General features: G+C 62.1%; 26 protein-coding genes. 13 read left to right on the top strand and 13 right to left on the bottom strand.

Annotated features, from left to right (window positions below; genetic code table 11):
- Positions 1–10 precede the first annotated feature (10 nt).
- Entirely contained in the window at positions 11–442 is a 432-nt protein-coding gene (locus tag BM413_RS08575) for a tellurite resistance TerB family protein (RefSeq protein WP_091912349.1), read from the bottom strand.
- 104 nt (positions 443–546) lie between these two features.
- On the opposite strand from BM413_RS08575, the gene BM413_RS08570 reads away from it, so the two are divergent.
- The 4 genes from BM413_RS08570 to BM413_RS08555 all read left to right on the top strand — a co-directional run bounded on the left by BM413_RS08570 (position 547) and on the right by BM413_RS08555 (position 2,990).
- On the top strand, positions 547–1,332 hold the full coding sequence (locus tag BM413_RS08570) for a TSUP family transporter (protein ID WP_091912347.1): 786 nt from the start codon (positions 547–549) through the stop codon (positions 1,330–1,332).
- A gap of 51 nt (positions 1,333–1,383) precedes the next feature.
- Positions 1,384–1,554 (top strand): hypothetical protein, encoded by a 171-nt coding sequence (locus tag BM413_RS08565; RefSeq protein ID WP_091912345.1) that lies wholly within the window; start codon positions 1,384–1,386, stop codon positions 1,552–1,554.
- Between the two features lie 85 nt (positions 1,555–1,639).
- On the top strand, positions 1,640–2,479 hold the full coding sequence (locus BM413_RS08560; protein ID WP_091912343.1) for a helix-turn-helix domain-containing protein: 840 nt from the start codon (positions 1,640–1,642) through the stop codon (positions 2,477–2,479).
- 79 nt (positions 2,480–2,558) lie between these two features.
- Positions 2,559–2,990, top strand: a complete 432-nt coding sequence (locus BM413_RS08555; RefSeq protein ID WP_091912340.1) for a VOC family protein — start codon at positions 2,559–2,561, stop codon at positions 2,988–2,990.
- Here BM413_RS08555 and BM413_RS08550 read toward each other — a convergent pair whose 3' ends face one another.
- A complete protein-coding gene (locus tag BM413_RS08550; protein WP_091912338.1) occupies positions 2,991–4,460 on the bottom strand; it encodes a cobyric acid synthase in 1,470 nt (489 codons plus the stop codon). It lies immediately after the preceding gene.
- A gap of 5 nt (positions 4,461–4,465) precedes the next feature.
- Positions 4,466–5,068, bottom strand: coding sequence for a dimethylsulfonioproprionate lyase family protein (locus tag BM413_RS08545; protein WP_091912336.1), 603 nt, complete (start codon positions 5,066–5,068; stop codon positions 4,466–4,468).
- A gap of 214 nt (positions 5,069–5,282) precedes the next feature.
- Between BM413_RS08545 and BM413_RS08540 the strand changes: the two genes are divergently transcribed.
- Together BM413_RS08540 and mmsB are read left to right on the top strand one after the other, a co-directional pair.
- Complete coding sequence (locus tag BM413_RS08540) at positions 5,283–6,458, top strand: isobutyryl-CoA dehydrogenase (RefSeq protein WP_091912834.1); 1,176 nt, start codon at positions 5,283–5,285, stop codon at positions 6,456–6,458.
- Positions 6,459–6,581: 123 nt separating this feature from the next.
- Complete coding sequence (mmsB, locus tag BM413_RS08535) at positions 6,582–7,466, top strand: 3-hydroxyisobutyrate dehydrogenase (protein ID WP_091912334.1); 885 nt, start codon at positions 6,582–6,584, stop codon at positions 7,464–7,466.
- Positions 7,467–7,742: 276 nt separating this feature from the next.
- Here mmsB and BM413_RS08530 read toward each other — a convergent pair whose 3' ends face one another.
- The 4 genes from BM413_RS08530 to BM413_RS33390 are packed head-to-tail and all read right to left on the bottom strand — an operon-like array spanning position 7,743 to position 10,130.
- The gene (locus BM413_RS08530; RefSeq protein ID WP_091912332.1) at positions 7,743–8,105 is read right to left on the bottom strand and encodes a hypothetical protein; all 363 of its coding nucleotides are present in this window, start codon (positions 8,103–8,105) and stop codon (positions 7,743–7,745) included.
- Between the two features lie 9 nt (positions 8,106–8,114).
- A complete protein-coding gene (locus BM413_RS08525; protein WP_091912330.1) occupies positions 8,115–8,525 on the bottom strand; it encodes a carboxymuconolactone decarboxylase family protein in 411 nt (136 codons plus the stop codon).
- A 55-nt stretch (positions 8,526–8,580) separates the two neighbouring features.
- On the bottom strand, positions 8,581–9,963 hold the full coding sequence (locus tag BM413_RS08520; protein ID WP_091912328.1) for an aspartate aminotransferase family protein: 1,383 nt from the start codon (positions 9,961–9,963) through the stop codon (positions 8,581–8,583).
- A gap of 47 nt (positions 9,964–10,010) precedes the next feature.
- The gene (locus BM413_RS33390; RefSeq protein ID WP_197716847.1) at positions 10,011–10,130 is read right to left on the bottom strand and encodes a capsid protein; all 120 of its coding nucleotides are present in this window, start codon (positions 10,128–10,130) and stop codon (positions 10,011–10,013) included.
- Positions 10,131–10,300: 170 nt separating this feature from the next.
- Here BM413_RS33390 and BM413_RS08515 point away from each other — a divergent pair, with 170 nt between their 5' ends.
- The 4 genes from BM413_RS08515 to BM413_RS08500 all read left to right on the top strand — a co-directional run bounded on the left by BM413_RS08515 (position 10,301) and on the right by BM413_RS08500 (position 16,621).
- Positions 10,301–11,878 (top strand): trimethylamine methyltransferase family protein, encoded by a 1,578-nt coding sequence (locus BM413_RS08515; protein ID WP_091912326.1) that lies wholly within the window; start codon positions 10,301–10,303, stop codon positions 11,876–11,878.
- Positions 11,879–12,034: 156 nt separating this feature from the next.
- Positions 12,035–12,499, top strand: coding sequence for an endonuclease domain-containing protein (locus tag BM413_RS08510; protein ID WP_244537809.1), 465 nt, complete (start codon positions 12,035–12,037; stop codon positions 12,497–12,499).
- Complete coding sequence (locus BM413_RS08505) at positions 12,496–15,069, top strand: GcvT family protein (protein ID WP_091912321.1); 2,574 nt, start codon at positions 12,496–12,498, stop codon at positions 15,067–15,069. Before BM413_RS08510 ends, BM413_RS08505 begins: the two co-directional genes overlap by 4 nt.
- Before the next feature lie 187 nt (positions 15,070–15,256).
- Positions 15,257–16,621 carry a M24 family metallopeptidase gene (locus tag BM413_RS08500; protein WP_091912320.1) on the top strand — a complete coding sequence of 455 codons (1,365 nt, stop codon included), beginning with the start codon at positions 15,257–15,259 and terminating at the stop codon, positions 16,619–16,621.
- A gap of 17 nt (positions 16,622–16,638) precedes the next feature.
- On the opposite strand, the gene BM413_RS08495 is transcribed toward BM413_RS08500, so the two are convergent.
- From BM413_RS08495 to BM413_RS08485, 3 genes are all read right to left on the bottom strand, one after another.
- The gene (locus BM413_RS08495) at positions 16,639–17,604 is read right to left on the bottom strand and encodes a bile acid:sodium symporter family protein (RefSeq protein ID WP_091912318.1); all 966 of its coding nucleotides are present in this window, start codon (positions 17,602–17,604) and stop codon (positions 16,639–16,641) included.
- 193 nt (positions 17,605–17,797) lie between these two features.
- Positions 17,798–18,571 (bottom strand): phosphate/phosphite/phosphonate ABC transporter substrate-binding protein, encoded by a 774-nt coding sequence (locus tag BM413_RS08490; protein WP_091912316.1) that lies wholly within the window; start codon positions 18,569–18,571, stop codon positions 17,798–17,800.
- Between the two features lie 48 nt (positions 18,572–18,619).
- A complete protein-coding gene (locus BM413_RS08485) occupies positions 18,620–19,633 on the bottom strand; it encodes a fatty acid desaturase (protein ID WP_091912832.1) in 1,014 nt (337 codons plus the stop codon).
- A gap of 221 nt (positions 19,634–19,854) precedes the next feature.
- Between BM413_RS08485 and BM413_RS08480 the strand changes: the two genes are divergently transcribed.
- From BM413_RS08480 to bmt, 3 genes are all read left to right on the top strand, one after another.
- Positions 19,855–20,709, top strand: coding sequence for a helix-turn-helix domain-containing protein (locus tag BM413_RS08480; RefSeq protein ID WP_091912314.1), 855 nt, complete (start codon positions 19,855–19,857; stop codon positions 20,707–20,709).
- Between the two features lie 82 nt (positions 20,710–20,791).
- A complete protein-coding gene (locus tag BM413_RS08475) occupies positions 20,792–21,397 on the top strand; it encodes a DUF1989 domain-containing protein (protein WP_091912312.1) in 606 nt (201 codons plus the stop codon).
- A 105-nt stretch (positions 21,398–21,502) separates the two neighbouring features.
- Positions 21,503–22,525, top strand: a complete 1,023-nt coding sequence (gene bmt, locus BM413_RS08470; RefSeq protein ID WP_091912310.1) for a betaine--homocysteine S-methyltransferase — start codon at positions 21,503–21,505, stop codon at positions 22,523–22,525.
- 68 nt (positions 22,526–22,593) lie between these two features.
- Here bmt and BM413_RS08465 read toward each other — a convergent pair whose 3' ends face one another.
- The 3 genes from BM413_RS08465 to BM413_RS08455 all read right to left on the bottom strand — a co-directional run bounded on the left by BM413_RS08465 (position 22,594) and on the right by BM413_RS08455 (position 26,011).
- Entirely contained in the window at positions 22,594–23,196 is a 603-nt protein-coding gene (locus BM413_RS08465; protein ID WP_091912308.1) for a PadR family transcriptional regulator, read from the bottom strand.
- A gap of 209 nt (positions 23,197–23,405) precedes the next feature.
- Positions 23,406–25,448 carry a YfbK domain-containing protein gene (locus BM413_RS08460; protein WP_091912306.1) on the bottom strand — a complete coding sequence of 681 codons (2,043 nt, stop codon included), beginning with the start codon at positions 25,446–25,448 and terminating at the stop codon, positions 23,406–23,408.
- A 2-nt stretch (positions 25,449–25,450) separates the two neighbouring features.
- Positions 25,451–26,011, bottom strand: coding sequence for an RNA polymerase sigma factor (locus tag BM413_RS08455; RefSeq protein WP_091912304.1), 561 nt, complete (start codon positions 26,009–26,011; stop codon positions 25,451–25,453).
- Positions 26,012–26,648: the final 637 nt, after the last annotated feature.

Genomic DNA, 26,648 nt, shown 5'->3' with positions numbered 1-26,648 from the left:
CGGCGACGTTTCACCCCTCCGGTTTCACCACGTCCACCGGGCTGATCCCCAGCATATCGAGCGTGCGCCGCAGTAGCCGCACTTCGTTTTCGGCGAGTTGGTGGTCCGCCTTGGCAATCTCGGCCATATGGCGGGCGAGCAGCTTGCGCCGCTCGATATCGAGGTCGCGGAACAGCGCCACAGCCTGCGCGCCGGTGGTCTCGTAGCCATAATCGTTGAGATATTCGACAACCGCATCGAGGCTATCGCCGCCAATGCCGAAGGATTCCTCACAGATGCGGCGGAACACCTCCATCTCGCTCTCGCTGACCGTGCCGTCGGCAAGGATCATGCGGAACAGCAGGAGAAGCTCGGCCGAAAGCACCGGATCGTCGGCAACCTTGCGGACGCCGGGATCGCCCTCGAACAGATTGCGTATTTGCGTAAGCAGGCTAGCAGCCATGGAATCCTCGTTTCTCCCTCACGGCGATTGGTAGCGCGAAATCCGGCTTGCGCAAACGGGTCTCCTGTGGTCGAAGCGGTTAATTCTTCCCACCAGCCAATCCCATGCTCGACATTGCTTCCGAAACAATCGCGCTTCTTGCCGCGGCAGCGTTTATTGCCGGCTTCATCGATTCGATCGCTGGCGGCGGCGGGCTGATCACAATTCCGGCGCTGTTGCTCGCCGGCTTCTCGCCGATCGAGACGCTCGGCACCAACAAGCTGCAGGGCCTGTTCGGCACCGGCTCGGCCACGATCACCTACGCCGCCAAGGGCCATGTCGACCTGAAAAAGCAACTGCCGTCGGCGCTGCTGGCCTGTCTCGGCAGCATTCTTGGGGCTCTTCTGGCAACTGTCCTGCCCAGCGACCTGCTGCGCCTGGTCCTACCCATCGTGCTGATTGCAATTGCGCTTTATTTCGCGCTGAAGCCGAATATGGACGATGTCGACCGCGTGCAGCGCCTGACGCCATTCCTCTTCGGGCTGACGATCGTGCCGGCAATCGGCTTCTATGATGGCGTTTTCGGCCCCGGCACCGGCTCTTTCCTGATGCTCTCCTTCGTAGCACTCGCCGGTTACGGCATGCTCAAGGCGACGGCGCACACCAAGCTCCTCAACTTCGCCTCGAACATCGGCGGCTTCGCCGTCTTCGCTTTCGTCGGCGTCGTCTCGTGGAAAATCGGGCTGATGATGGGCGTGGCGCAGTTCCTCGGCGCACGTGTCGGCGCGAGCCTGGCCATCAAGAGCGGTGCGAAGCTGATCAAGCCGCTATTGGTGCTGACCTGCATTGCCTTGGCGATCAAGCTGCTGGCAGACCCGACCAACCCGCTGCGGACGATGTTTGGCGTCTGAGCGCCCAGGGGTTACACTCTCATTGCACGAATCATGCGGAGGGAGACAACCATGAATCTCAGTGCGCCCACCCAAATCGTTTTCCTGATTTCACTCGTGATCGCCGTAATCGGTGTCATAGCCGCGCTCGGTGTTTTGGCGTTTATTCCTCTGGCGTCGGTCTGGATTTTGACCATCGCCTATATCGTGCTTGCGGCAGGCTGCCTGCTGAAGGGCGTCTAGAACTTTCACCAAAGCATCCGGCACATTGCCGGGTGCTTTTGGTCGCCACACGGTTCTGCTAGATTCGGCGTGAAGGAAACGCCGAATGAGCGAAGTATCCGAAACACGTTCGATCCTGGCTGCGCCTCAAGCGGGCGCCTTCGAGATGGTGCAACGTGCGCCGGATGCCGCTTTGGCCGGACTGGTCACGCGCTTCACCGGTTATCGCGAACTCGCGGCCGGACACTTTCGCCAGACGGAAGCTGCCTCGCTCACGGTGCCGCTGATCATCAGCTTTGGCGGCGCGTTTTCGATCGGGCTTGGCCGGACGCCAGGTTTCGAAGATCGAGTAACGAGCTTCGCCGCCGGGCTCTTCGCCGGACCCGTCATCATCGATTCCTTCGGCGACGCCCACTGCATCCAGGTCGATTTCACGCCGCTCGGGGCACGCCGGTTCTTCGGCATGCCAATGACCGAACTGACCGGCCGCATGGTCGATCTCAGTGATGTGCTGGGGGCGGAAGGACGGGAATTGCGCGAACGTCTCGGACATGCCGCGACGTGGACAGAACGTCTTGCAATGGCCGAGCGCTTTGTCACCCGCCGCATCGCCGATGCGTCGCGAGCACCCTCGCCGGTTTCCTGGGCTTTCGACCGTCTGATGGGGAGCGGTGGGCGCATACCGATCAGCAGGCTTGCAACGGAAATCGGCTGGAGCCGCAAGCATCTCGCTAGTCGCTTTGCCGCCGAGATCGGGATCGGCCCGAAAACGCTGTCACGCATCGTCCGCTTCAACCGTGTATTGGTGCTTTCGAGGGGCGATCAGGAAGACGGCTGGGCCGGTATCGCGGCAGAATGCGGTTATGCCGATCAGGCGCATCTGACGCGCGATTTCCGCGAACTCGCCGGTGCGACACCGGCAGCCTGGCTGGCGCGGGCCGCATGATGCGGTAACATTTCTTCAAGACGGTGGGACGCCCCTTCGCCACAATGGGTTCAATGGACCCAAGGCGAAGGAGGAAACCATGTCCGCAACCGCTTCACTCGAACCGCCACGCATTTACCCGACCTTCCGCTATCGCGACGCCGCCGGGATGATCGACTGGCTAGGCAAAGCTTTCGGCTTCACCGTCCACGCGCGTTATGCCGACGATAAGGGCGTCGTCCAGCATGCCGAACTGGCACTGGGTTCCGCCATGATCATGCTCGGAACGGTGCGCGACGATGCGTATGGCAAGATGGTCGGCGCACCGGGCCAGAACTGCGGTAAGTCCACCTATATTGCCGTCGGTGACGCCGACGCCCTGTTTGCGCGGGCAAAAGCTGCCGACGCCAAAATCCTCGAAGGCCTGACCGACCGCGACTACGGCAGCCGCGAATTCATCTGCGCCGATCCCGAAGGCAATGTCTGGTCCTTCGGCACCTATTGGCCAAAGGCGCATGAGAAAGCGGGCTGATCAGCGCGCGGCGGCAAAGATTGCGTCGACGTCGAGATGCATTTCGAGATGGTCTGCAATCTCATCCAGCGCCCGCTCGACCTCGGCGCGGTAGTCGATGCCGCCACCCTTGATGCCGAGGCTTTCGAGGAATTTCGCCCGGAACGCATCGGCTCCGAAAAGGCCGTGCATATAGGTGCCAAACACCTTGCCGTCGGCCGATGTCGCGCCGTCGTCGGTATTGTTGATGATGGCCGTGGGCCGCAGGCAATCCGGCCCGGTGGTGGCACCGAGATGGATCTCGTAGCCCGACAGCGGCACGTCGAAATGCACCGAGCGCGCGATGACATTGCGCACGGTCTTTTCCGGCTCCATCACCGTCTCGATGTCGAGCAGGCCAAGCCCTTCCGCTTCCCTGACGCTGCCTTCGATGCCGTGCGGGTCGCGCACGGTGCGGCCGAGCATCTGGTAGCCGCCGCAGATGCCGACGACGTGACCGCCGCGCCTGCGATGGTCGAGGAGATCTCGGTCCCAACCGTTTTCGCGGAACATCAGCAGGTCGCCGATGGTCGACTTGGAGCCGGGAATGACGACGAGCCCCGCATCTTCCGGCAACCTTTGGCCGGGCGGCACGAACGCCACTTCGACCTGCGGCTCGGCGCGCAATGGGTCGAGATCGTCGAAATTGGCGATGCGGCCGAGCATGGGCACGGCAACCTTCAGCGCCCGCTTTTCGCCTGAAGTCAGCCGCTCGAGAATGACCGAATCCTCTGAAGGCAGCAGCGCCGCTGCCTTCAGCCACGGAACAACGCCGAAGCACGGCCAGCTGGTGAAACGGTTTATGGCAGCAATGCCGTCGTCGAACAGGGTCACGTCGCCGCGGAACTTGTTGATGAGGTAGCCGACGATCATGCGCCGGTCTTCTTCCGGCAGGATCAGATGCGTGCCGGCCACGGAGGCGATCACCCCACCGCGATCGATGTCGCCAACGAGGATCACCGGCACGTCGGCGCGCGTGGCAAAGCCCATATTGGCGATGTCGCGCGGCCTGAGATTGATTTCCGCGGGCGAGCCGGCGCCCTCCACGATGATGAGATCGGCGCCCTCCCCGAGCTTCTGCCAGGAATCGAGCACCGCACCCATCAGTTGCGGCTTCATGGCCTGGTAGTCGCGCGCCTTGGCCTCGCCGAAAACCTTGCCCTGCACGACCACCTGCGCGCCGACATCGCTTTGCGGCTTGAGCAGCACCGGGTTCATGTGGATCGACGGCGCAACACCGCAGGCGATGGCCTGAAGCCATTGCGCACGGCCGATCTCACCGCCGCCCGCCTCGCCCGGAATATCGGCGACGGCGGCATTGTTCGACATGTTCTGCGGCTTGAACGGCCGCACCTTCAGCCCCCGCTTTTTCGCTGCTCGGCACAGGCCGGCGACAAGCACCGTCTTGCCGACATCCGAGCCCGTGCCCTGGAGCATGATCGCCTTGGCCATGATGCTCAGCCTTGCCCGCCGGTGATCGTGGAACGCGCTGCAAGCGGCCCGCCGCGCCACAGATAGAGCGCCAGCAGCGGCTCGTCTCCGGTCTTCATGGCGTGATTGACGTTGGACGGGTGATGAATGACTTCGCCACCCTCTCGGATGACGAACTCGCCCTCGCCCTTGCGCCATTCGGTACCGCCGGTCAGCGGAATGTAGATTTCCTCGGCTTCATGATGGTGGTCTGGATAGACGATATTCGGGCCGAGAACGAGCAATCCGCCGGCCATTGCATCATTCTCAAAATGCCCGCGCGTGCCGAACACTTCCAGCCAGCCGTAATTGTCGATGAAATGCTGGCCGAAATCGGCAGCGGTGTAGGTCTGGCCCCAGCGCAGCTCGGAGCGATGATCCGCGACGAACTTTGCCAATGGTCGCGCCGTGGCCGTGGCAAGTTCGGCGGTGCGGTCGAGAAGACTCGAACTTGGAAGCTCGTGCGGCTCCACCGCGCGCGGCGACATCGCCCAGTCGCATGAGGCCGTGAAATTCCGAAGGCGCTCATCCTCGAAAGTCGCCAGGAACACGCGGAATTGGTCGAGCAGTTCCTCAAAAAATATCGTCACAAGATGCCTCGATCATGTATTTGTGCACAGCCGCTCCGCATGAGGTCGGGTTGCGCGGGTGCATCATTGGTCTAGATTGATCGGCACGCCTAGAGCATGATCGCGAAAAGTCGCAGAGTTTCTGCACCAGATCATGCGGCAAAACGAACTTTCGCGGACAAAACCGTCCGATCGCAAAAATGTTCGCAAGCCGGGAAACGTCAGGGAGGACGCCATGGACGCCGCAGTCGACCCGACCGCCGGTCAGTTCGATCTCAACGAGGATCAACGCGCCATCCAGGAGATGGCCGAAGCCTTCGCGCAGGATCGTGTCGCGCCCAACGCGCTCGAATGGGACAAGCAGCGCCATTTTCCCGCAGATGTGATTCGCGAGACCGGCCCGCTCGGGCTCGGCGGCATCTATGTGCGCGACGATGTCGGCGGCTCGGCGCTCGGACGGCTGGACGCCGTGCTGGTGTTCGAGGCGCTGTCGAAGGCCTGCCCGGGCTTTGCCTCCTTCATCTCCATCCACAACATGGCGACGTGGATGATCGATCGCTTCGGCAATGAGGAACAGCGCCAGCGCCTCATTCCCAAGCTGACTTCGATGGAATGGCTGGCCAGCTATTGCCTGACCGAGCCGGGCTCGGGGTCGGACGCTGCAGCCCTGAAAACCCGCGCGGTTCGCAGCGGCGGCAATGGCAGCGACTATGTCGTGAATGGCGCGAAGCAGTTCATTTCCGGCGCCGGCGACAGCGATGTCTATGTCACCATGGTCCGCACGGGCCAGGACGGCCCGAAAGGCATCTCCACCCTCGTCGTGCCCAAGGATGCGCCCGGCCTGTCGTTCGGTGCCGTCGAGAGCAAGATGGGCTGGCACATGCAGTCAACCCGTCAGGTGATCTTCGAAGATTGCAAGGTGCCGGCCGAGAACCTGCTGTCCGACGAAGGCGCTGGCTTCGGCATTGCAATGTCAGGGCTGGATGGCGGGCGTTTGAACATCGCCGCCTGCTCGCTGGGCGGTGCGCAATCGGCGCTCGACAAGGCGGTAAGCTATACGGCCGAGCGCAAGGCTTTCGGCCAGGCGATCAACCAGTTCCAGGCGCTCCAGTTCAAGCTCGCCGACATGGAAACGGAATTGCAGGCCGCGCGCATCTTCCTCTACACCGCCGCCTCCAAGCTCGATCGCAAGGCGCCGGACGCCGGCAAGTGGTCAGCCATGGCCAAGCGCTTCGTCACCGACACCGGCTTCAACGTCGCCAACGACGCCCTGCAGCTGCATGGCGGCTACGGCTATCTGCACGACTACGGCATCGAAAAACTGGTGCGCGATCTTCGCGTCCACCAGATTCTTGAAGGCACCAACGAGATCATGCGCGTGATCATCGCGCGGGCTTTGATTGGGAGATAGTGAGTAGAAAATAGTGAGTAGTGAGTAGAAGAGAAAAGTTCCGAAACTCATCGCTATTCCGATTTCCCTACTCGCTATTCACTACTCACTATTTTCTACTCTCTATTCCGGAGGAACCTCGACATGACCACCATCGCCTTCATCGGCCTCGGCAATATGGGCAATCCGATGGCTGCCAACCTTGTGAAGGCCGGTCATGCGGTGCAGGGTTTCGACCTCATGCCGGAAAACCTGACCGTCGCGCGCGAGCATGGCATCACCGTCATGGCCAATGCCGCCGCTGCTCTCAAGGACGCTGAGGTGGTCATAACCATGCTGCCAGCCGGCAAGCATGTGCTGTCCGTCTATGAGGACATCGCGCCGAAGGCCGAGAAAGGCGCACTGCTGATCGACTCCTCGACCATCGACGTAGAATCGGCCCGCAAGGCACACGCTATCGCTGCGAAGCACGGCCTCCTGTCGATCGACGCGCCGGTTTCCGGCGGCACTGGCGGTGCGACCGCCGGCACGCTGACCTTCATGGCCGGTGGCGCGGCTGACGCATTCGCCAAGGCCGAGCCGATCCTGAAGCCGATGGCCGGACGCATCGTCCATTGCGGCGATGCCGGTGCCGGTCAGGCCGCCAAGATCTGCAACAACATGATCCTCGGCATCTCGATGATCGGCGTGGCCGAAGCCTTCGTGCTGGCCGAAAAGCTCGGCCTGTCGCATCAGGCGCTGTTCGACGTCGCCTCCACCTCTTCCGGCCAGTGCTGGTCGCTGACCACCTACTGCCCCGTTCCCGGCCCGGTGCCGACCTCGCCAGCCAATCGCGACTACAAGCCCGGCTTTGCTGCAGCATTGATGCTGAAGGATCTCAAGCTTGCGCAGGAGGCGGCGCAAGGCGCAGGTGCCGTCACGCCGCTCGGTGCGGAAGCCGCTCAGCTCTACGCGCTGTTCAACGCGCAGGGACAGGGCGGCGCCGATTTTTCCGGCATCATCAATTTCCTGCGCGGTGACGTCACGTAAGCGAGCGGCGAAGGTTTTCGCCGTAAATTCGCCGAAAGATTCAAATTTTTAGATTTGATTAAGGTCTCGATAACCACGCGGTAACGTTGTGCAGCTAGAACAGTGAGCAGGCGGTCTTCGCAGCCGCCCACCGCTCCGGATCAGGTCTTGCGTACCGGAGCCGTTACCTTCGCAGCGTATATTCAGTGGCGAAGGGCCATGCGTATGAATGGCAAAGCCGTGCTCTTCCGCCTGGAGGACGCGGTTTTTGCCTTTAGAACGTGTGTAAAGTCTGCCTCAGCTCTTCGAAGACAATCGCCGGTAGTTCGCCTTCACGCGAAGGCTGGCAGGTTTCAGCGCCGCCTGAACGGCGCGGTCAGCAGCAACGCCGCTGAACAGAGACGGCGTCCTGCCGGAAAATACGTCGAACCAGAAACTGGACGCGGACTGCATCAGCGACATCTGCGCCGCCATCATGCCCTCGGCCATGGCGGCGTTCTTCTCGTTGATCGCGCGCAGCGTCTCCGTGCCCCACGGATTGGTGCTTCTGTCCTCGCTCAGCATCGTTGGCAAGCGCATGGCGGCCACCATCGGTGCGAGCATCAGGTTTCCGGCTATCGTGGCTGACCGGCGGTTCGTCCGGTTGCTGCGGCTTTTCATGAAATTCTCCTAGCCGCGAGGCTCGAACTGAACGTCGACCGGCGGACGTAAAGCGTTGGCGAGGCGATTGGTTTCATTCGCCATGCCGACAACCGCCAGCAATTCCATGAGCTGAGCCTCGCTCATGCCCTTGGCGCGTGCCGAAGCGGTGTGGGAATAGGTGCAGTACTCGCAGCCATTCGTCGCCGAGACCGCAATGTAGATCATTTCCTTGACCAGAGGATCGAGCGCGCCCTGCCCCATCACCTCGCGCAGCGTTTCCCATGTGCGCTTCAGCAGTGCCGGGTCATGCGCCAGAACCTTCCAGAAATTGTTGATCCAGTCGGTTTTGCGCGTCTGCATGATGTCGTCGTAGACGGCACGAACGGCATCGTTCGCCATTTCGTATTCGATCAGGGGAACGATGGGTTTGCCGCTCATGCCGGTCTCCGGTGGTCAGAAGGGGCGTGAGTTCATCACACCCCTCGTTTCAGTCTCAGCTTGCCTTGCGAAGATCGGCTTCGGCGAGGTCGAGTGCCTTGGCGATGCGCTCGCCGGCCATGTCGATGGTTTCGCGGGTCCAGATCAACGGCGGCGAGAGGATCATCGAGTCGCCGGTCGCACGCAGCATCATGCCTTGCGCGATCGCGTGGTCGCGCACGACCACAGCGGCACTGCCGACCGGCTGGAAGCGCTCGCGCGTCGCCTTGTCCTTGACGATCTCGATCGCGCCCATCAGGCCGATGCTGCGCACCTCGCCAACCAGTGGATGGCGGGAAATACGCTCCCGCAGCATCTGCGCGAAGTAAGGCCCGGTGTCGTTCTTGACGCGCTCGATCAGTCCTTCCTTCTCGATGAGTTCGAGGTTCTTCAGCGCCACGGCGCAGGCAACCGGGTGGCCGGAATAGGTGTAGCCGTGATTGAACTCGCCACCCTTCTCCACCAGCGTGGTGGCGATACGGTCACCGACCAGCAGCGCCGACAGCGGCTGGTAGCCCGAGGTCAGCGCCTTGGCGGTGGTGATCGTGTCGGCCTCGATGCCCATGGTCTGCGCGGCAAACCATTCGCCGGTGCGGCCATAGCCAGTGATGACCTCGTCGAGCATCAGAAGGACATCGTATTTGCGGCAGATTCGCTGGATTTCCGGCCAATAGCTTGCCGGCGGGATCTTCACGCCGCCAGCACCCATGATCGGCTCGCCGATGAAGGCAGCGACGTTTTCGGCGCCCGCTTCAAGGATGGCGTCCTCGACGGCCTTTGCCGCGCGCAGGCCGAAATCGTGGTCGCTTTCGCCGGGCAGCGCCAGTTCGTAGGCATAGGGCATCATGACATGGACGATATTCGGCACCGCGCCGCCAAGCTGCTCATGCATGCCCGACATGCCGCCAAGCGACGCGCCGGTGATGGTCGAGCCGTGATAGGCCATGTTGCGCGAGATGATGCGGTTCTTCTGCGGCTTGCCTTCCAGCGCCCAGTAATGGCGCACGAGACGCAGGGCCGTATCGTTCGATTCCGAGCCGGACGAACCGTAGAAGACCTGGTTCATGTTCTTCGGCGCGATCTCCGCGAGCTTCTTGGAAAGCAGCACGGGCGTCGGCGTCGAACAGCGGAAGAAGGAGTTGTAATAAGGCAGTTCCTTCATCTGCTCGTAGGCGGCTTCGGCCAGTTCGTTGCGGCCATAGCCGATATTGACGCACCACAGGCCGGCCATGCCGTCGAGCAGCTCGTTGCCTTCGGAATCATAGATGAACGGGCCGTTGGCGCGGGTGATCATGCGCGCGCCGGCGGCACGCAGATCCTTGTGGTCGGTGAAGGGATGAATGTGATGTGCGGAGTCGATCGCCTGCAGCTGCGCTAGCGAAAAGTTCTGGTAAGTCATGGACTTGTTCCTTCCAGTTGAATCAATCCGGCATGGCCGGCGCGAATTCAAAGGAAGGACGGCGGCGAATAGCCGATGCGGGCGCACAGGCGCAAAAGCTCGACGTGGCGCGTTCTGGAAGAAGGCGTCACGGCTATGTCGAGGGTTCGCGGGTGTATCGTGCCCATGGCTCACTCTAGCCGATGCGGACCTGAAGGTTCAAGCAGGCATGCAGGGCTGTGGCCACCTTCCGCTCCGGCATGTCGCTTTGCTCGCGCTAATGGTCGTCGCATCCGCACTAAGCGCGTTGGGCTCGGTCCATTATGCAGTCTGATTTTCGCATAATACGAGGCCCATCATGACTGCTGCCCTCAATCCCGCAGAACCGGTTCTCGCCACCGATCGCGCCCGTCGCGGCGGGCGTGCCGGAAAGCGCGCCGGCGGCTCGGCAACTTTCGAGCAGCCGCCATTCCGGCAGCTGAAAATCCCCTTTGCGCCAACGAAGATCATTTCCGACGACGAGTTGGAATCGATCCATCGCGCCTCGTTGCGCGTATTGAAGGAAATCGGCGTCGACGTTCTGCATGACGAGGCGCGCGCCATCATGAAACGCCATGGCGCGGACGTCCGCGAAGGCACCGAGCGGGTGCGCTTCGACAGCGACATGATCCTCGAACTGATTTCGCATGCGCCGTCTGAATTCACTCTGCATGCCCGCAATCCAGCCCACAATGTCCGCTTCGGCGGCAACAATCTCGTGATTTCGCAGATGGCTTCCGCGCCGAACTGCTCCGACCTCGACAATGGCCGCCGCCCCGGCAACCAGGCGGACTATCGCAACTTCCTCAAGCTCGCCCAGATGCACAACATTTTGCAGACCACAGGCGGGTACCCGGTCGAGCCGGTCGACATCCACCCGTCGGTGCGCCATCTCGAATGCATTCGCGATCTGGCAACGCTGACCGACAAGGTTTTTCACATCTATTCGCTCGGCAAGGAGCGCAATGTCGACGGAATCGAGATCGCCCGCATCGCGCGCGGCATTTCCCGCGAGCAGCTGCAGGATGAACCCTCGGTCTACACCATCATCAACACCAACTCGCCGCTGAAGCTCGACGTTCCGATGATGGAGGGCATCATCCAGATGTCCGGTAGCGGCCAAGTGGTGATTGTCACGCCATTCACGCTTGCCGGCGCAATGGCACCGGTGACGGTGGCCGGCGCGCTGGTGCAGCAGAATGCCGAGGCGCTTTCGGGCATCGCCTTCACGCAGATGGTGAAGAAGGGCGCACCGGTCGGCTATGGCGGCTTCACCTCCAATGTCGACATGAAATCGGGCGCGCCGGCCTTCGGCACGCCAGAATATATGAAAGCACAAATGATCGGCGGCCAGCTCGCCCGCCGCTACCAGATACCCTACCGCACCTCCAATGTCTGCGCCGCCAACACGGTCGATGCGCAGGCAGCCTATGAAAGCGTGTTTTCGCTGTGGGGCGCGATTCAAGGCGGCGCCAATTTCATCCTGCACGGCGCCGGCTGGCTCGAAGGCGGGCTGCGCTGTTCCTATGAAAAGACGATCCTCGACATCGACCTTCTGCAGATGGTGGCTGAATTCCTGACACCGCTCGACCTTTCCGACGACGCGCTTGGCTTCAACGCCATCGAATCCGTCGGCCCCGGCGGCCATTTCTTCGGCACGCAGCACACGCAGGACCGCTATAAGACAGCCTTCTATTCGCCGATCATCTCAGACTGGCGCAATTTCGAGACTTGGGCGGAAGCAGGCAGCCCGACCGCCATGGAACGGGCAAATCGCATCTGGAAGGAACGCCTCGCCACCTACGAGAAACCCTACATGGACCCGGCTATCGCCGAGGAGATCGACGCCTTCGTCGCCAAGCGCCGGGCCGAAGGCGGCGCACCGACGGATTTTTGAGCGCTGATGGCAAGCAGTCGACCCCCACTCCGATCCGCTTCGCGGACCACCTCTCCCCCGTTCGACGGGGGAGAGGAAAGGCGCGAGCCGACAAAGCTTGACGCCCTTCCTCTCCCTCCGGAGGGGGGAGAGGTGGCTCGGCGAAGCCGAGACGGAGTGGGGGAAGGCGTTGCCGAAACCCGCAGCCGGCGCAAGAAAGGCACGACCGGTCGTGCCCGTGAACTAAGACAGGGCGGCAACCAAGCCGAGGCTCTGCTTTGGCTAGAGCTAAAAAACCGGAAGCTCGGCGGCTATCGCTTCACCCGCCAATTTCCCATCGGCCCCTACTATGCAGATTTCGCCTGCCGTGAAAAATGGCTGGTCGTCGAGATCGACGGCAGCCAGCACGCCGACAGCCAACGCGACCTTCGCCGCGATAAATTCATACGCTCGCACGGCTACTCAGTCCTGCGCTTCTGGAACACCGACGTCCTGAAGCACCGCATCTCCGTCTGCGAAACCATTCTTGCAGCACTTGACGGCCGGCTGGCGGAAGACGTCAGCGCCTTCGACCTGCGGTTTGCATTCGCGCCCCGCACAAAAGTTGAATCTATTCCTCTGCACATGGATATAACCACATGAAATCCCACGTAAAAGCTGTAGTCATCGGTGGCGGCGTCGTTGGCTGCTCGGTGCTCTATCACCTTGCCCGCGCCGGCTGGACGGATGTCATGCTGATCGAGCGTTCGGAGCTGACCTCCGGCTCGTCCTGGCATGCGGCCGGTGGCTTCCATACGCTGAACGGCGATCCGAACGTCGCCAAGCTGCAGGCCTATACGGTGCAGCTCTATAAGGAGCTTGAAGAACTTTCCGGCCAGTCCTGTTCGCTGCATCTCACCGGCGGCATCATGATGGCCGACACGCCGGAGCGCATGGACTTCCTGCGGCTCGCCCATGCCAAGGGCCGCTATCTCGGCATGGACACCGAACTGATCACGCCGTCAGAGGCCAAGGCCATGTTCCCCTTCATGGACGAGACAAATTTCGTCGGCGCCATGTGGGACCCGGTCGAGGGCCATCTCGACCCTTCCGGTACCACCCACGCCTATGCCAAGGCGGCGCAGAAACTCGGGGCGCAGATCGTGCTGCGCAACCCGGTCAAGGAACTGACGCAGGAGGTCGACGGCACCTGGAATGTCGTCACCGAACAGGGCACGGTGAAGGCCGAGCATGTGGTGAACTGCGGCGGCCTGTGGGCCCGCGAGATCGGCCGCATGGTCGGGCTGGAGCTGCCCGTGCTCGCCATGGAGCACATGTATCTGCTGACCGAGCCGATGCCGGAGGTCGAGGAATTCAACAAGTCGACCGGCCGCGAAATGGTCGGCGTGCTCGACTTCAAGGGCGAGATCTACACCCGCCAGGAGCGCAACGGCATTTTGCTCGGCACCTATGAAAAGGCCTGCAAGCCGTGGTCGCCGGTCAATACGCCGTGGGATTTTGGCCACGAACTGCTCCAGCCCGACATCGACCGCATCGCGCCGTCGCTGGAAATCGGCTTCAAGCATTTTCCGGGCATCGCCAACGCCGGCATCAAGCAGATCATCAACGGCCCCTTCACCTTCGCTCCCGACGGCAACCCGCTGGTCGGCCCGGTGCAGGGCCTGACCAACTACTGGACGGCCTGCGCCGTCATGGCAGGCTTCTCACAAGGCGGCGGCGTCGGGCTCGCGCTGTCGAACTGGATGGTCAATGGCGATCCGGGCTTCGACGTCTGGGGCATGGACGTCACCCGCTACGGCGAATGGGCAAGCCTGCGCTACACCAACGCCAAGGTGCGCGAAAACTATTCGCGCCGCTTCTCCATCCGCTTCCCGAACGAGGAACTGCCGGCAGCGCGGCCCGCGCAGACGACGCCGCTCTACGACACCATGGTGGCGCAGAATGCCGTCATGGGCGATAGCTGGGGCCTGGAAACCCCGCTCTGGTTTGCGCCCCAGGGCACCGAGCCGAAGGATATCGTCTCCTTCCACCGCTCCAACGATTTCGAGCACATCGGCAATGAAGTTCGCGCGACCCGCGAAAGCGTCGGCGTGACCGAAATCGCCAACTTCGCCAAATATGAGGTGAGCGGCCCGGGTGCGGAGAATTTCCTCAACCGGCTGATGACCAACCGCATGCCGAAAACCGGGCGTCTGGTGCTGACGCCGATGCTCAACGAATTCGGCAAGCTGATCGGCGATTTTACCATCGCCAAATGCGCCGAAGACCGCTTCATGATCTGGGGCTCGTCTGCGGCGCAGAAATACCATATGCGCTGGTTCGAAAAGCAGCTGCCGAAGGACGGCTCCGTTCGCATCCACCGCTTCGACCAGACGCTGGTCGGCCTCTCGATTGCCGGTCCGCGCTCGCAGGACCTGCTCGCCAAGCTGGTCGATGCTGACGTGTCGACCAAAGCCTTCCGCTTCATGGATTTCCGCGAGATGGCTGTCGGCGGCGCACCCTGCATGGTCAACCGCATCAGCTACACCGGCGATCTCGGCTACGAAATCTGGATGGCGCCCGCCTATCAGCGGCTCGTCTATCACGCGATCAAGGAAGCCGGCGAGGAATTCGGCATCGTCGATTTCGGCATGCGCGCCCTGCTCTCCATGCGGCTGGAAAAGAACTTCCCGACCTGGTTCCGCGAGTTGCGGCCGATCTACGGGCCGTTCGAAGGCTCAATGGACCGCTTCACCAGGTTGGAGAAGAATGACTTCGTCGGCCGCGACGCCGCGGCCAAGGAGCACGCCGAAGGCCCGAAGCTGCGCCGTGTCTCCATGGTGGTGGAAGCCAACGGCGCCGACGTGATGGGCGACGAGCCTATCTGGGCCAAGGTCGGCGCCACCGATCACGGCACGATCGACAAGCCGCACGGCTACGGTGCGCCGCGCTTCGACGAGACCGGCGCAGAGACCCGCACCTCCGAAGCCGACGAAGGTGCTTCCAGCATTCGCGGCATCGTCGAGGGCGAATGGCGCGTGGTCGGCTGGGTGACGTCGGGCGGCTATGCTCACTATGTCCAGAAGTCGCTGGCGCAGGGCTATGTGCCGGCAGCCCTGGCCGAAAACGACAATGAAGGCATGTTCGAGATCGAAATCCTCGGCCACCGCCGCCCTGCCCGCATCAACATCCAGCCGTTGTTCGATCCGGCGGGTGAGAAGATGCGGGGGTAAGGGAAAGTCGCATTGGCCAACAAATGAAGCACCCCCACTCCGTCGCGCTTCGCGCGCCACCTCTCCCCCTGCCCCGGGGAGAGGAAACGCGGTGGCAAGCTTGGCGCCCTTCCTCTCCCCCGTCGATCGGGAGAGAGGTGGCGCGCGCAGCGCGACGGAGTGGGGGTCGACCGGCGGACCAACTCTGATGGACACGCCCTCGAAAGGCAATTTCGGCCGTCACCGCAAGATCGCGCCATTCGATCCAACTGCGACCACGGACATTGGATTCCTCAGCCGCAAGGCCCGCCAAAAAGCTGCCTCCCTGAACCAGCATGTGCTCGGCTACGGCGAGACGGCTGAAACCGAATGGGCCGCGGCCGGCATCCCCGCTCCCGATCTGCCGGCGATGCGGAAATACCGCCTCGATCGCATTCGCGCCGAGTTGAAGCGCCGCGATTATGCCGGGGCCCTGCTCTACGACCCGGTCAACATTCGCTACGCCACAGACTCGACCAACATGCAGCTCTGGGTCGCGCACAACCCGACGCGGCACTGCTTTGTCGCCACCGAAGGGCCGGTGGTGCTGTTCGATTACTTCTCCTGCGAGCATCTGTCGGATCACTCAGGCGTCGTTGACGAGGTGCGACCGGCGATTTCCTGGATGTATCTCTATGGCGGCGAACTGACCGAAAAGCGGGTGCAGCGCTGGGCGGCCGGCATCGCCGATCTCGTCCGCGAACATGGCGGTGGCAACCGACGTATCGCGGTCGATCATCTCGATCATGAAGGCGTTGCCGAACTGGCAAGGCTCGGCATTTCGGTTGGCAATGGCGAAGCCGTGACGGAGACCGCGCGGCTGATCAAATCGCCTGACGAAATCCTCTGCATGCGCCGCGCCATCGTTTCCTGCGAGGCGGCAATGGGCGAGATGGAAGCAGCGCTCAAGTCCGGCATTTCCGAAAACGAGCTTTGGGCCGAGCTACATCGCGGTAACATCGCGCGCGGCGGCGAGTGGATCGAAACGCGGCTGCTGTCGTCCGGTCCACGCACCAATCCGTGGTTTCAGGAATGCTCCTCGCGCACCATCGAAGCTGGCGATCTCGTCGCCTTCGACACCGACCTCATCGGCCCCTACGGCTTCTGCGCCGACCTGTCGCGGACATGGCTCTGCGGCGATGGCAGGTCGACCGACGACCAGCGCGATCTTTTCCGCATCGCCGCCGATCAGATCGCCCACAACACCGAATTGATGAAGCCGGGGATCTCGTTCCGCGATCTGGTCGAGCGCTCTCAAATCCCGCCGCCGGACTGTTTCCCGGCGCGCTACGGCGTGCTCTATCACGGCGTCGGGCTGGCCGACGAATATCCGACGCTGCCGCATGCGGCCGACTGGACAGACGACACACCCGACGGCGTTCTCGAACCCGGCATGGTGTTGTGCGTCGAAAGCTATATCGGCCGCCTCGGCGGCCATGAGGGCGTGAAGATCGAGGAACAGGTGCTGATTACTGAAACCGGCAACCAGCAACTGTCCGTCTATCCTTTAGATGCGAGGTTGCTCGGACGCTGACCGCCCGAGCGCTCGGATCAACCCGCCTTCTGCTCGGCGACGCGCTTTTCCGCATCGTCATCGCTCATCCGCGCAAAATAGCTCGCGATCAGCGCACCGGAAACATTGTGCCAGACGCTGAAGACAGCACTCGGCACCGCGGCCAGCGGCGAGAAATGCGCATTGGCAAGGGCGGCACCCAGCCCGCTGTTCTGCATGCCGACCTCGATGCTGATGGCCTTGCACTTGGCGAGTGACAGCCCGGAGAACCGGGCGGCAAAATAGCCGAGCAGCAGCCCAAAGCCGTTATGCAGCACGACGACGGCGAAGATCAGCAGGCCGGACTGGCTGATAGCGGCCTTGTTGACGGCAACGACAGCCGCAACGATCAGCACAATGCCGACGACGCTGACCAGCGGCAGCATGGGAACCGCCGCCTTGACCACGCCCGGCACCAGCTTCTGCAGCAGGAAGCCGAGCGCCAGCGGCACGAGAATGACCTTGACGATCGACAGGAACATGCTCATCGCATCCACCGGCAGATACTGGCTGGCGAAGAACCAGACCAGGAAAGGCGTGACGATAGGCGCGAGCAGCGTGGTCACGCTGGTGCAGGCAACGCTGAGCGCCACATCGCCCTTGCTGAGATAGGTCATGACGTTGCTGGCCGTGCCGCCGGGGCAGCAGCCCACAAGGATCACGCCGGCAGCCACTTCCGGCGACATCGGGATGATGCGCGTGAGCAAGACGGCGAGCGCCGGCATGATGATGAACTGGCCGAGCACGCCAATCGTCACGTCGAACGGCCGGCGCGCGACTTCGCTGAAGTCCTTGATCGATATGGTGAGGCCCATTCCGAACATGATGATGCCGAGCAGCACCACGATCCAGGGCGCGAACAGGCTGAACGTCGCCGGCAGAAGAAAACCGAGCACGGCGAACACGATCACCCAGATGGCGAAGGTGCGGCCAACGAAATCGGAGAATGCAGCTATTGTTTTCACGATCCTACTTCCTTGAGGATTTGGGGAGGGGCGGACTGTCTTGGGAGGGACAGAAAGTTGCGCGCTTTTCCCGTCTATTTGACGGATTGGCAACCCCTTGGCCGCCTACGCGACATTTTCTGGCCCAAGGGAAGTGGATCGCCGGCGCAGATAACGCCATGCAACAATGTCGACGAAGCGGCGTGACGGTCGATCAGATTGGAAGAGAAATTACCGGCGCTGTCAGTGAGGTGATGTAGGGCAGGCCCTTGCGATGAGCGGTCCAGCCGACGACGTGCACATGTTGCGCGGCAGGTTCAAATCGTTTTGCCAGATCCCAGCTCCGACAATCGATCGCACAGATATCCGCCCGGCCCTCGGCGACGGCAATGATCGAGGCGCGATGGCCGCCAGTCTCGATGCGCTTCGGGAAAATGGCAAGGCTTTCGCCCATCGCGTCCAGATCACGCCGCAAGGCGATGATGCCCGACATCGAATCATCGCTGTTGTAGCCGAGCCGCTTGCCGCGGATCAGGTCTAGGGAAATGAGGGGCCGGCCGTCGGATGGCGCAGACACCGGAGCGCCCTCACCCCGCCGCATCACGATCGCGCTGGAATAGAATTCACCCTGCCCGCCCTCGAAGGCGTCGTAGCTCGGTTGGCCAATCACCCGCACATGCCTGGAAAGGCCAAGCTCCATCGGCCCCCAGCAAGTCTGTGCGAAAAGCAGGTTCGGATGCAGCCAGACCGTCGGGAAATCGAGTTCGTCAGGCGGGAGAGTTGCCGGATCGGGCGCGACCAGCTCGCCCGCTGTGTCCCGGATGCCTCCGGGCACCGGCGGCAGATCGGCGTTTCTGCGAACGAGCCTTTCTGGCGCATCGATTCCGGCGGCGCCAAAAGCCTCGCGCAGCCGCGCCCATTCGGCGTCGGTTTCGGCTCGAGCTTCGGGCCAGTCATACATGGAGAGTGCGGCGACGAATCCGGTCATGGCGTCATCTCCGCCGATCAGGTCTGCAATGGCAAGGTGGAATTCAGCCTATTCCTTGGGCGGCTCGGCCGGCACGGGAATGGTGCCCAGCCCGTTCACCGAACGGCCACGCACACGCGGCTGGAACGCACGGCCGGCTTCCGGTGCACGTCGAAGTGCGGGGTGCACCACCGGCTCCTTGGCGCGAAAAGCGTATTCCCTGAGCAGCGCCAGATAGTTCGGAAACACATAGCCCTTGTTCATCGCGATCCATTCGTCGCGCCGTTCGCGGAACAATTTCGGCAGCCGATACCAGGGGATGGTCGGGCTCTTGTGATGGACGAGATGCAGATTGTTGTTGAGGAACAGGAAGGCGAAGGGTGAGCGCTCGATGATGATGGTGCGCCCGTCCGGCCGCTCCGACCACTGATGTTCGGCAAAAGTGCGCACCGAGATGAAGGACTGCCCGAGCCAGACCGGCACCAGCACATAGAGCCAGAGCGGAATGCCGAAGACCTCGGTCACCAGCGGCAGCACGACCGCGAGACCGGCAGCATGCAGCAGCCACGCCTTGCGCACGGCCCGGTCGCCATCAGCGATGAGCCTTGCCTCTTCCAGCAGGAAACCGATGGTGCCAAGCGCCGGGCCGAGAACGAAACGACCAACCATCGTGTTGTTGATGGAAAGCAGCGTCTTCAGCCAGCGCGGCAGTTCCTCATGCTTCCAGAAGGACTGATAATAGCTTTCCGGATCGTCGAACGGATCGGTCAGGCTCTCGTCGGCATGGTGGCGCAGATGCAGCGATTTGAAACGGCGGAAGGGGTAAACCAGCCCGATCGGCAGGCCGACCAGCAATTCATTGAGCCAGGATTTTCGTGTCGGGTGGCCGTGCGACGCCTCGTGCATGAGCGAGGACTGCATGGCGAGAATTAAGGCCAGAACCAGAAGCGCCAGAACCGGATAGCTCGGCCAGAGGAAGAAACAGGCTCCCGCCCAGGAGCCGTAAGTGGCTGTGATGAGCACTATTGTCGGCCATTCGACTGCCGGCGTGCCGTTTCGCCGTATGCTTTTTTTGTATGCCATGCCCTCGACCACTGCCCCCAGCGCCGGAACCGAATGATTCCTGACACTATGCTGTCAGTAGTGATGGCAAGATTCAACGCGACAATGTGCACAGAATGTTGATATTGCGCTTATTGATACGCATATGTTGCGCGTTGTAAACAAACAGACGGAACAATCTCGCTGTTGCCTGCGTTGAATTGCGTTGTGCGCGCAAAATTCTGCCTCATGGGAGCACCATTTTGGACAAACGCGACCTTTCCGGGCTGTTTCGCGAACGGTTGAGGACACTGGTGCAGCGTTCCGGCCAGAATCAGTCGGCGTTCGCCGCATCGGTGGGCATAGATCGCTCAGCCCTTTCCCAGCTCCTGTCGGAAGACACGACGCGTCTGCCGCGCGCCGAAACGCTGATGACGATCGCCGAAGAGCATAAGGTCTCGCTCGACTGGCTGCTCGGGCTCAGCCAGGACGAAGGGCTGACCGGCGAAATCCGCGCCAGCCTCGAAATCGAAGAAGGTTCCGGCGGCTTCGATCGCACCTTGCTGGCAAAATGGCACGCCGAGGCGGCAGGCACGAAGATACGCTATGTGCCGGCCGGCATTCCGGATCTTCTGCGCACGGACGCGCTGGTCGATTACGAGGCTGACATCACCAACAAGAGCCGCCAGTCCCAGGCCGGCGAGACGCAATACCGCATCGACTACAACCGACGTCCGGAAACCGACATGGAAGTGTGCATGCCGCGGCACACGCTGGAAATCTTCGCCGCCGGCATGGGCGTGTGGAGCGGCTTTTCCGAACAGGACCGGCGCGACCAGCTGAACCACATGGCAACGCTCCTCGACGATCTTTATCCGACCTTCCGCCTGTTCCTCTATGATGGGCGCATGCGCTATTCCGTGCCCTACACCATCTTCGGGCCTTATCGCGCGGCGATCTATGTCGGCGACATGTATCTGGTGCTGAACGCCACGGCACCGGTCCGCACGCTGACCCGCCATTTCGACAATCTGATCCGTGGCGCCGAGATCAACGCTCACGAGGCAGCCGGCTTTGCGCGCAAACTTGCCGAAATGCCTGACGTGGGCCAGGCCTGAAGACCGGTCGCAATCCCATTTCGGTTGAGTTTCCTTTTTCGACGCGTAGATATGGTTCCTTCGCCTTCGCTCAGGACGTCTCATGCAAGACCATCGCCATCTCGTTGTTCCGCCGCAGTCGGGGCGCTCCATCCGCGTCTCGCGTGGTGATCTCATTCGCATCATCGATCCCAAGGGGCAGCAGGTGGCCGACCTGTGGGCGTTCACGACCGAAGGCAAGCTCGACTGGCTGAGCACGTCGCAGACGCGCGACATCAACGAAAAGCTGTTCCCTATCGCCGGACAGTGCTTCTACAGCGCCAATGGCGTGCCGATGCTGACCTTGGTCGAGGATGGCTCACCCGGCCCGCATGACATGCTGTTTCCGGCCTGCAATCCCGCGCTCTATGAGCGCGCGGGCTTCGCCGATCATCCAAATTGCCAGGACAACATGCTGAACGCGCTTGCGAGAGAAGGCATAGACCTGCCCTTCTGTCCCGACCCGGTCGATTTCTTTCAGAATTCGCTGCCGGAACCGGACGGCCATCTCGACGTCTACGCCTCGATCAACCCGCCGGGCGGCTATGTGACCTTGCGCGCCGAACTCGACCTTCTGATCGTGGTGACGGCCTGTTCGGTAGATTATTACCCGACGAACGGCGGCGTGTGCACGGAAATCGAGATCGAAGTCACCTCCCGGCTGCCGTGATATGCTTTACTGCATTCCAGCACTGCAGTTTGATGCGTTTTCTTGACTAGACATAAAGACTTCTTTATATCCTTATCTCAACAATATTCCTGAAGGCATTTCTCCATGACCAACCCCATTGACGCATTGCTCGCAGAAAAAGGCGTGCTTCTGGCCGACGGCGCCACGGGCACGAACCTGTTCGGCATGGGACTGGAAGCCGGCGAAGCGCCGGAACTCTGGAACGAGACCGCGCCTGAGAAGATCACGGCGCTGCACCAGAACTTCGTCGATGCCGGCGCAGATATCATTCTCACCAATTCCTTCGGCGGCACCCGCCACCGGCTGAAGCTGCATCATGCGCAGGACCGAGTTCATGAGCTGAACAAGCGGGCCGCCGAAATCGCCCGCGCGGTTGCCGACAAGGCCGGCCGCAAGGTCATCGTTGCCGGTTCCGTCGGCCCGACCGGCGAGCTTCTCGTGCCGCTTGGTGCGATGACCTATGACGAAGCCGTCGAGGCTTTCGCCGAGCAGATCAAAGGCTTGAAGGAAGGCGGCGCGGAAATCGCCTGGATCGAAACCATGTCCGCGCCTGACGAAGCCAAGGCGGCGGCGCAGGCGGCGATCGATGCCGGCATGCCCTACACCTACACGGTTTCCTTTGACACCGCTGGCCGCTCGATGATGGGCCTCGCGCCCAAGGACATCCACGGCGTTTCCGAAGGCTTGCCGCAGGGCCCGGTCGGGGTCGGCGCCAATTGCGGCGTCGGCGCTTCCGACATCCTGTCGTCGCTGCTCGACATGACCGAGGCCAAGCCGGATGCAACCGTGATCGTCAAAGGCAATTGCGGCATTCCGGAATTTCGCGGCACGGATATCCATTATTCCGGCACGCCCGAACTGATGGCCGATTATGTCCGGCTTGCCGTCGACAGCGGTGCAAAGATCATCGGCGGCTGCTGCGGCACCTCGTTCGAGCATCTGGCGGCGATGCGTAAGGCGCTGGACAGCCACCACAAGGCAGATCGCCCGACCGTCGAGACGATCGTCGAGCGCATTGGTCCGCTGCGCAACAAGACGGCGGACCAGAGCGGCGGCACCGGTGAGAGCGCCGATGCCCGTCGCGAGCGCCGCCGCAGCCGCGCATAAAGCACAACACACAAGAAAAGGCCCTTCCGTGATCCACGGAAGGGCCTTTTTCGTTTCAAGGCTTCGTTTTACAGGCCTTCGAGGTCCAGCCGCGCTTTGCGCAGTATCTCCAGCGCCTTCTCGGCCTGCTCGGCGCTTAGCTCGCCGCCGCGCAACCGTCCGAAGATGGCCTGCGCCAGCGCACGAACCTCGTCGCCAAGCGCCACGCCGTTGACCTCGGCCGAAGCCTCGTCAAGCTGGGCGTTGATCTTGTCGAGTTCGGCAGCGTGCTCGGCGAGATAAGCCTTGCCCTGCTCGGTGATCGAATAGAGCCGCTTGTTGCCGTTGGTCTCGGAGACGACCAGATCGGCCTCCTCCAGCATCTGCAGCATCGGATAGATCGCGCCGGGGCTCGGGCTGTATGCGCCCTGGAACTTCGCTTCCAGCGCCTTGATGATGTCGTAGCCATGGCGAGGTTCCTCGGCGATCAGGCCGAGAACGAACAGGCGCAGCGCGCCGGGATCGAACATGCGCGGACCGCGCCCGCCGAAGGGGCCACCGCGATGACGGCCGAACCGGCCACCTCCGCCGCCGCCGCCACGGCCGAAGCGTCCGCCGCCCTTGCCGCCATCCGGGCCGGACATGAACCAGCCGCCGCAGCGTTTTTCGTGATTATGGGGATGATTGAACATTTGAGTGTCTCTCCAGATTTTGTGTTTCATGCGATATATCTATCAAAAGATATATCTTTTACAAGATACATCTTCTGTGCAAAATCTGAAAATCGTACAAGCCTTTGATCCCAAAAAGGAAAAAGACCGACGAAGTTTCCCTCGTCGGCCCTTCAGTAAGCTTTCTTTCGGTGTTTCGCCCTCTCAAGTAGGGCAGGCACATCACTGCGCTAGCGCCCTCCACTGCCGAGCGCGGCGGCAAGGCGCACCAGCGACAGGAACTCAGAACGGTAGCCGAACGGGTCCGCTCCACGCGCCGCCGAGGCGATCTCCCTGATACGGTCGTAGCCGAAATTCGCCGTCTGGTCGGCATCGCGCAGCTTCTGGCCGAAAGCCGCGACCGCAACGGAAAACCGCTGGTCGTCGCTGGCATCGTCGAACGAGCCCACTTCATTGGCCAAAGTCACCGGCGTGGTGACGAGCTTGGAGACATCGCCGTCGGGAAGCTTGTAGCGGATCTTCACGAAGGCATATTCGTCTGCGTTCGCCACCCCGGTTGCATTATCGGTCTTCGCCTCGCCATAGCGCAGATCGTCCACCGCCTGCGCCGGGCTGCCCTTGGGCGTGATCTCGTAGACCGCCGTCACCGAATGCCCGGAGCCGATCTCGCCGGCATCGACACGGTCGTTGTTGAAGTCCTCGCGCTTCAGCGCGCGGGTCTCATAGCCGATCAGGCGATACTCGGAAACTTTTTCCGGATTGAACTCGACCTGTATCTTCACGTCCTTGGCGATGGGAAACAGCGTCGAGCCTGCATCCTGCACCAGCACCTTCTCGGCCTCGGCCAGCGTGTCGATATAGGCGGCGGTGCCGTTGCCGTTCTGGGCGATGGTCTGCATCATCTGGTCGTTGAGGTTGCCGCGGCCGAAGCCGAAGACCGACAGGAAGATGCCGGATTTGCGCTTTTCCTCGACCATGCGCTTCAGGTCGGCGTCGTCGCTCTGGCCGACATTGAAATCGCCGTCGGTCGCCAGCATGACCCGGTTGATGCCATCCTTGATGAAGGACTTCTGGGCGAGCCGGTAGGCTTCCTCGATGCCCGCCGCACCCGCGGTCGAGCCGCCGGGCTGCAGCCTGTCGATAGCCTCGAGTATTTTCACCTTGTCCGAGCCACTGGTCGGCTCCAGCACCGTGCCGGCCTCCCCGGCATAGGTGACGATCGACACGGTATCATCAGGCCCCAGCCTGTTGACCAGCAGCCGGAAGGCCGATTGCAGCAGCGGCAGCTTGTCAGGCTCGTTCATCGAGCCGGAAACATCGATCAGGAAGACGAGATTGGCCTTCGGCTGCTCGGCCGGCTTCACGTCATAGCCCTTGATGGCGATATGCATGAGCTTGGTGTTCTCGTTCCACGGTGTCGGCATGACGGTGACCGTGGAATTGAACGGCGTCGCAGCAGAGTCCGGACCAGCCCAGTCGTAGGGGAAGTAGTTGATCATCTCCTCGACGCGAACCGTGTCCGGCTGCGGCAGGACGCCTTCCTTCAGCGAGCGCCGAACGAAGGAGTAGGACGCCGTGTCGACATCGATCGAGAAGGTCGAGACAGGGTTCTCCTTGGCCGAATGGATCGGATTGGTGTCGAACTGCTGGACGCGGTCATTGGAGGCTTCGGCTGGCGCGTAGACATCCGCCGGGGTCGGCATGATCGCCTGCGGCTCTGCCATCAGCGTAGTGCTGTCGGCGGCATTCTGATTGGATACCACTGCTTTCGACCGCGATAAAACCGTCGGGCTGGGCGGCGCACTGCCGCCGGCGGCTTGTGGCTGGGCCTCGCTGGCCGAAAGCGCCGGCTCCCGCTGGGGAGTGGCAGGCTTGGCAAGCGCCTCATCCTTGTCCTGCTCGGCTTCGACGGGAGCCTGCTGAACCGTCGCCGGCTGCTCGACGCGTTCACGCGGTTCGCTCACCTTGCGCTCGGTGCCGAAATCGAACGGCGAGTTTTCGACAAGTTGGAACGTCATATAGCCGGCGACCGGCAGGGCAACGAGCCCGGCAAGCGCGGGTGCGGCATAGAGTTTCTTCTGCATCATCTCACTCCAGAGTTTGTGTATCCGGTCAGTGAGACGAAGGCTTGGCTGCGATCCTTGGGTGGCAGGTGATGTTTTTTTCTCGTCAAAGGCCTCAAAAGCGGCATTCAGCGCGCGCGCCCTGGCTTCCGCGCTCGGCTTGGGCACGGCGCTGTCGCGCAGCCTGTTGAGTTCGTTGTCGTCGACCATGATCAATCTTCCCCGGCCGAGCGCATGATGAGCTTCAGCCGTTTCTTCGCTTCATGGATGTGCCAGGAGACCGTCGCCTCGGCGCAGGCCATGGCGTCGGCCGCCGCCGCATGGTTCAGGCCTTCGCCATAGACCAGCAGAACCGCCTCGCGCTGCTTGTCCGGCAGTTGTCGCACCGCCGCCCAGAGCGCTTCCGCCTGGTCTTCCGGCTCGCTCGTTGCCTCGCCCGAAATCAGCGCATGGACACCAAAGGCTTCGGTCTTGGCTGTCTCGCGGGCGTTCTTGCGCACCATGTCGCGCGCTGCATTCAGGGTCATGGCATAGAGCCATGTGGTGAAGGCCCCGCCGCCGCGATAATCGCGGATCGCCCGGCCAAGCCGGGCGCAGACTTCCTGGGCGATGTCTTCGGCGTCCGACTTTCGGCCGCACCAGCGCCAGGCGACGCGATGGACAAAATCATAGTGCCTCTCGACGAGTTCGCCGAAAGCCTGCCTGTCGCCATTGCGCGCCCGCCCGATCAGATCGGCATCGGTGGCCTCGCCCTCATCCAATGTCATCGCCATCATCGTTCCTGAGACGAAAGCTATTCGATAATCCTTTGGGGGATGGAAAGATTTTTTTGATGGCGGGGATTACCTTCCCAAGGGCTGGGTGGGGTCGCTGCGGCAGTGCTCGACGTTCCTTTGCGCTGCGCTCGGCATGAACCGACCCCACCCGCTTCCTTCGCTTCGCTCAGTCCGCGACCTCCCCTCAAGGGGGAGGTGGGCGCCGGCGCACTTCATCGCCACCCTCCCTCATCCTGAGGTACGAGCGGTAGCGAGCCTCGAAGGACGCACCTGTTCATCGCCACGCCTGCTTTCGCATCTGGCCATTGTCAAAGATCGGGAAGCGGGGCGCATGGCCGTGCCTTCCTAATGTTTAGTACGTGGCGCGACTTCCGCGCCCCGCTCGGTGTCTGTCCCGAAGTTGGCCGGTCACAACGCCCGCTCCATGTACATTCCATGGACAAGACGCCGCGGGTTCTCCGCATCCTGCGCGATCTACCCTTGATCCTTCCGCCACAGATTTTCACCTGAAGCCTCCAGTCAGGGCATGCGGCCGCAGGACGCCGGCCTGTGTCGGGCCCTCGGGTCCCTGGCTACCACACCAGGGCGGGAGGTCACCGCCACTCCCCCTTGATCCCGGTTCCAGACCCGGTCC

This window comes from Mesorhizobium sp. YR577 (assembly GCF_900116595.1).
GTDB lineage: Bacteria > Pseudomonadota > Alphaproteobacteria > Rhizobiales > Rhizobiaceae > Mesorhizobium_M.
Note: the sequence above shows the minus strand (reverse complement) of the source record. Positions and strands in the feature narration are given on the sequence as shown.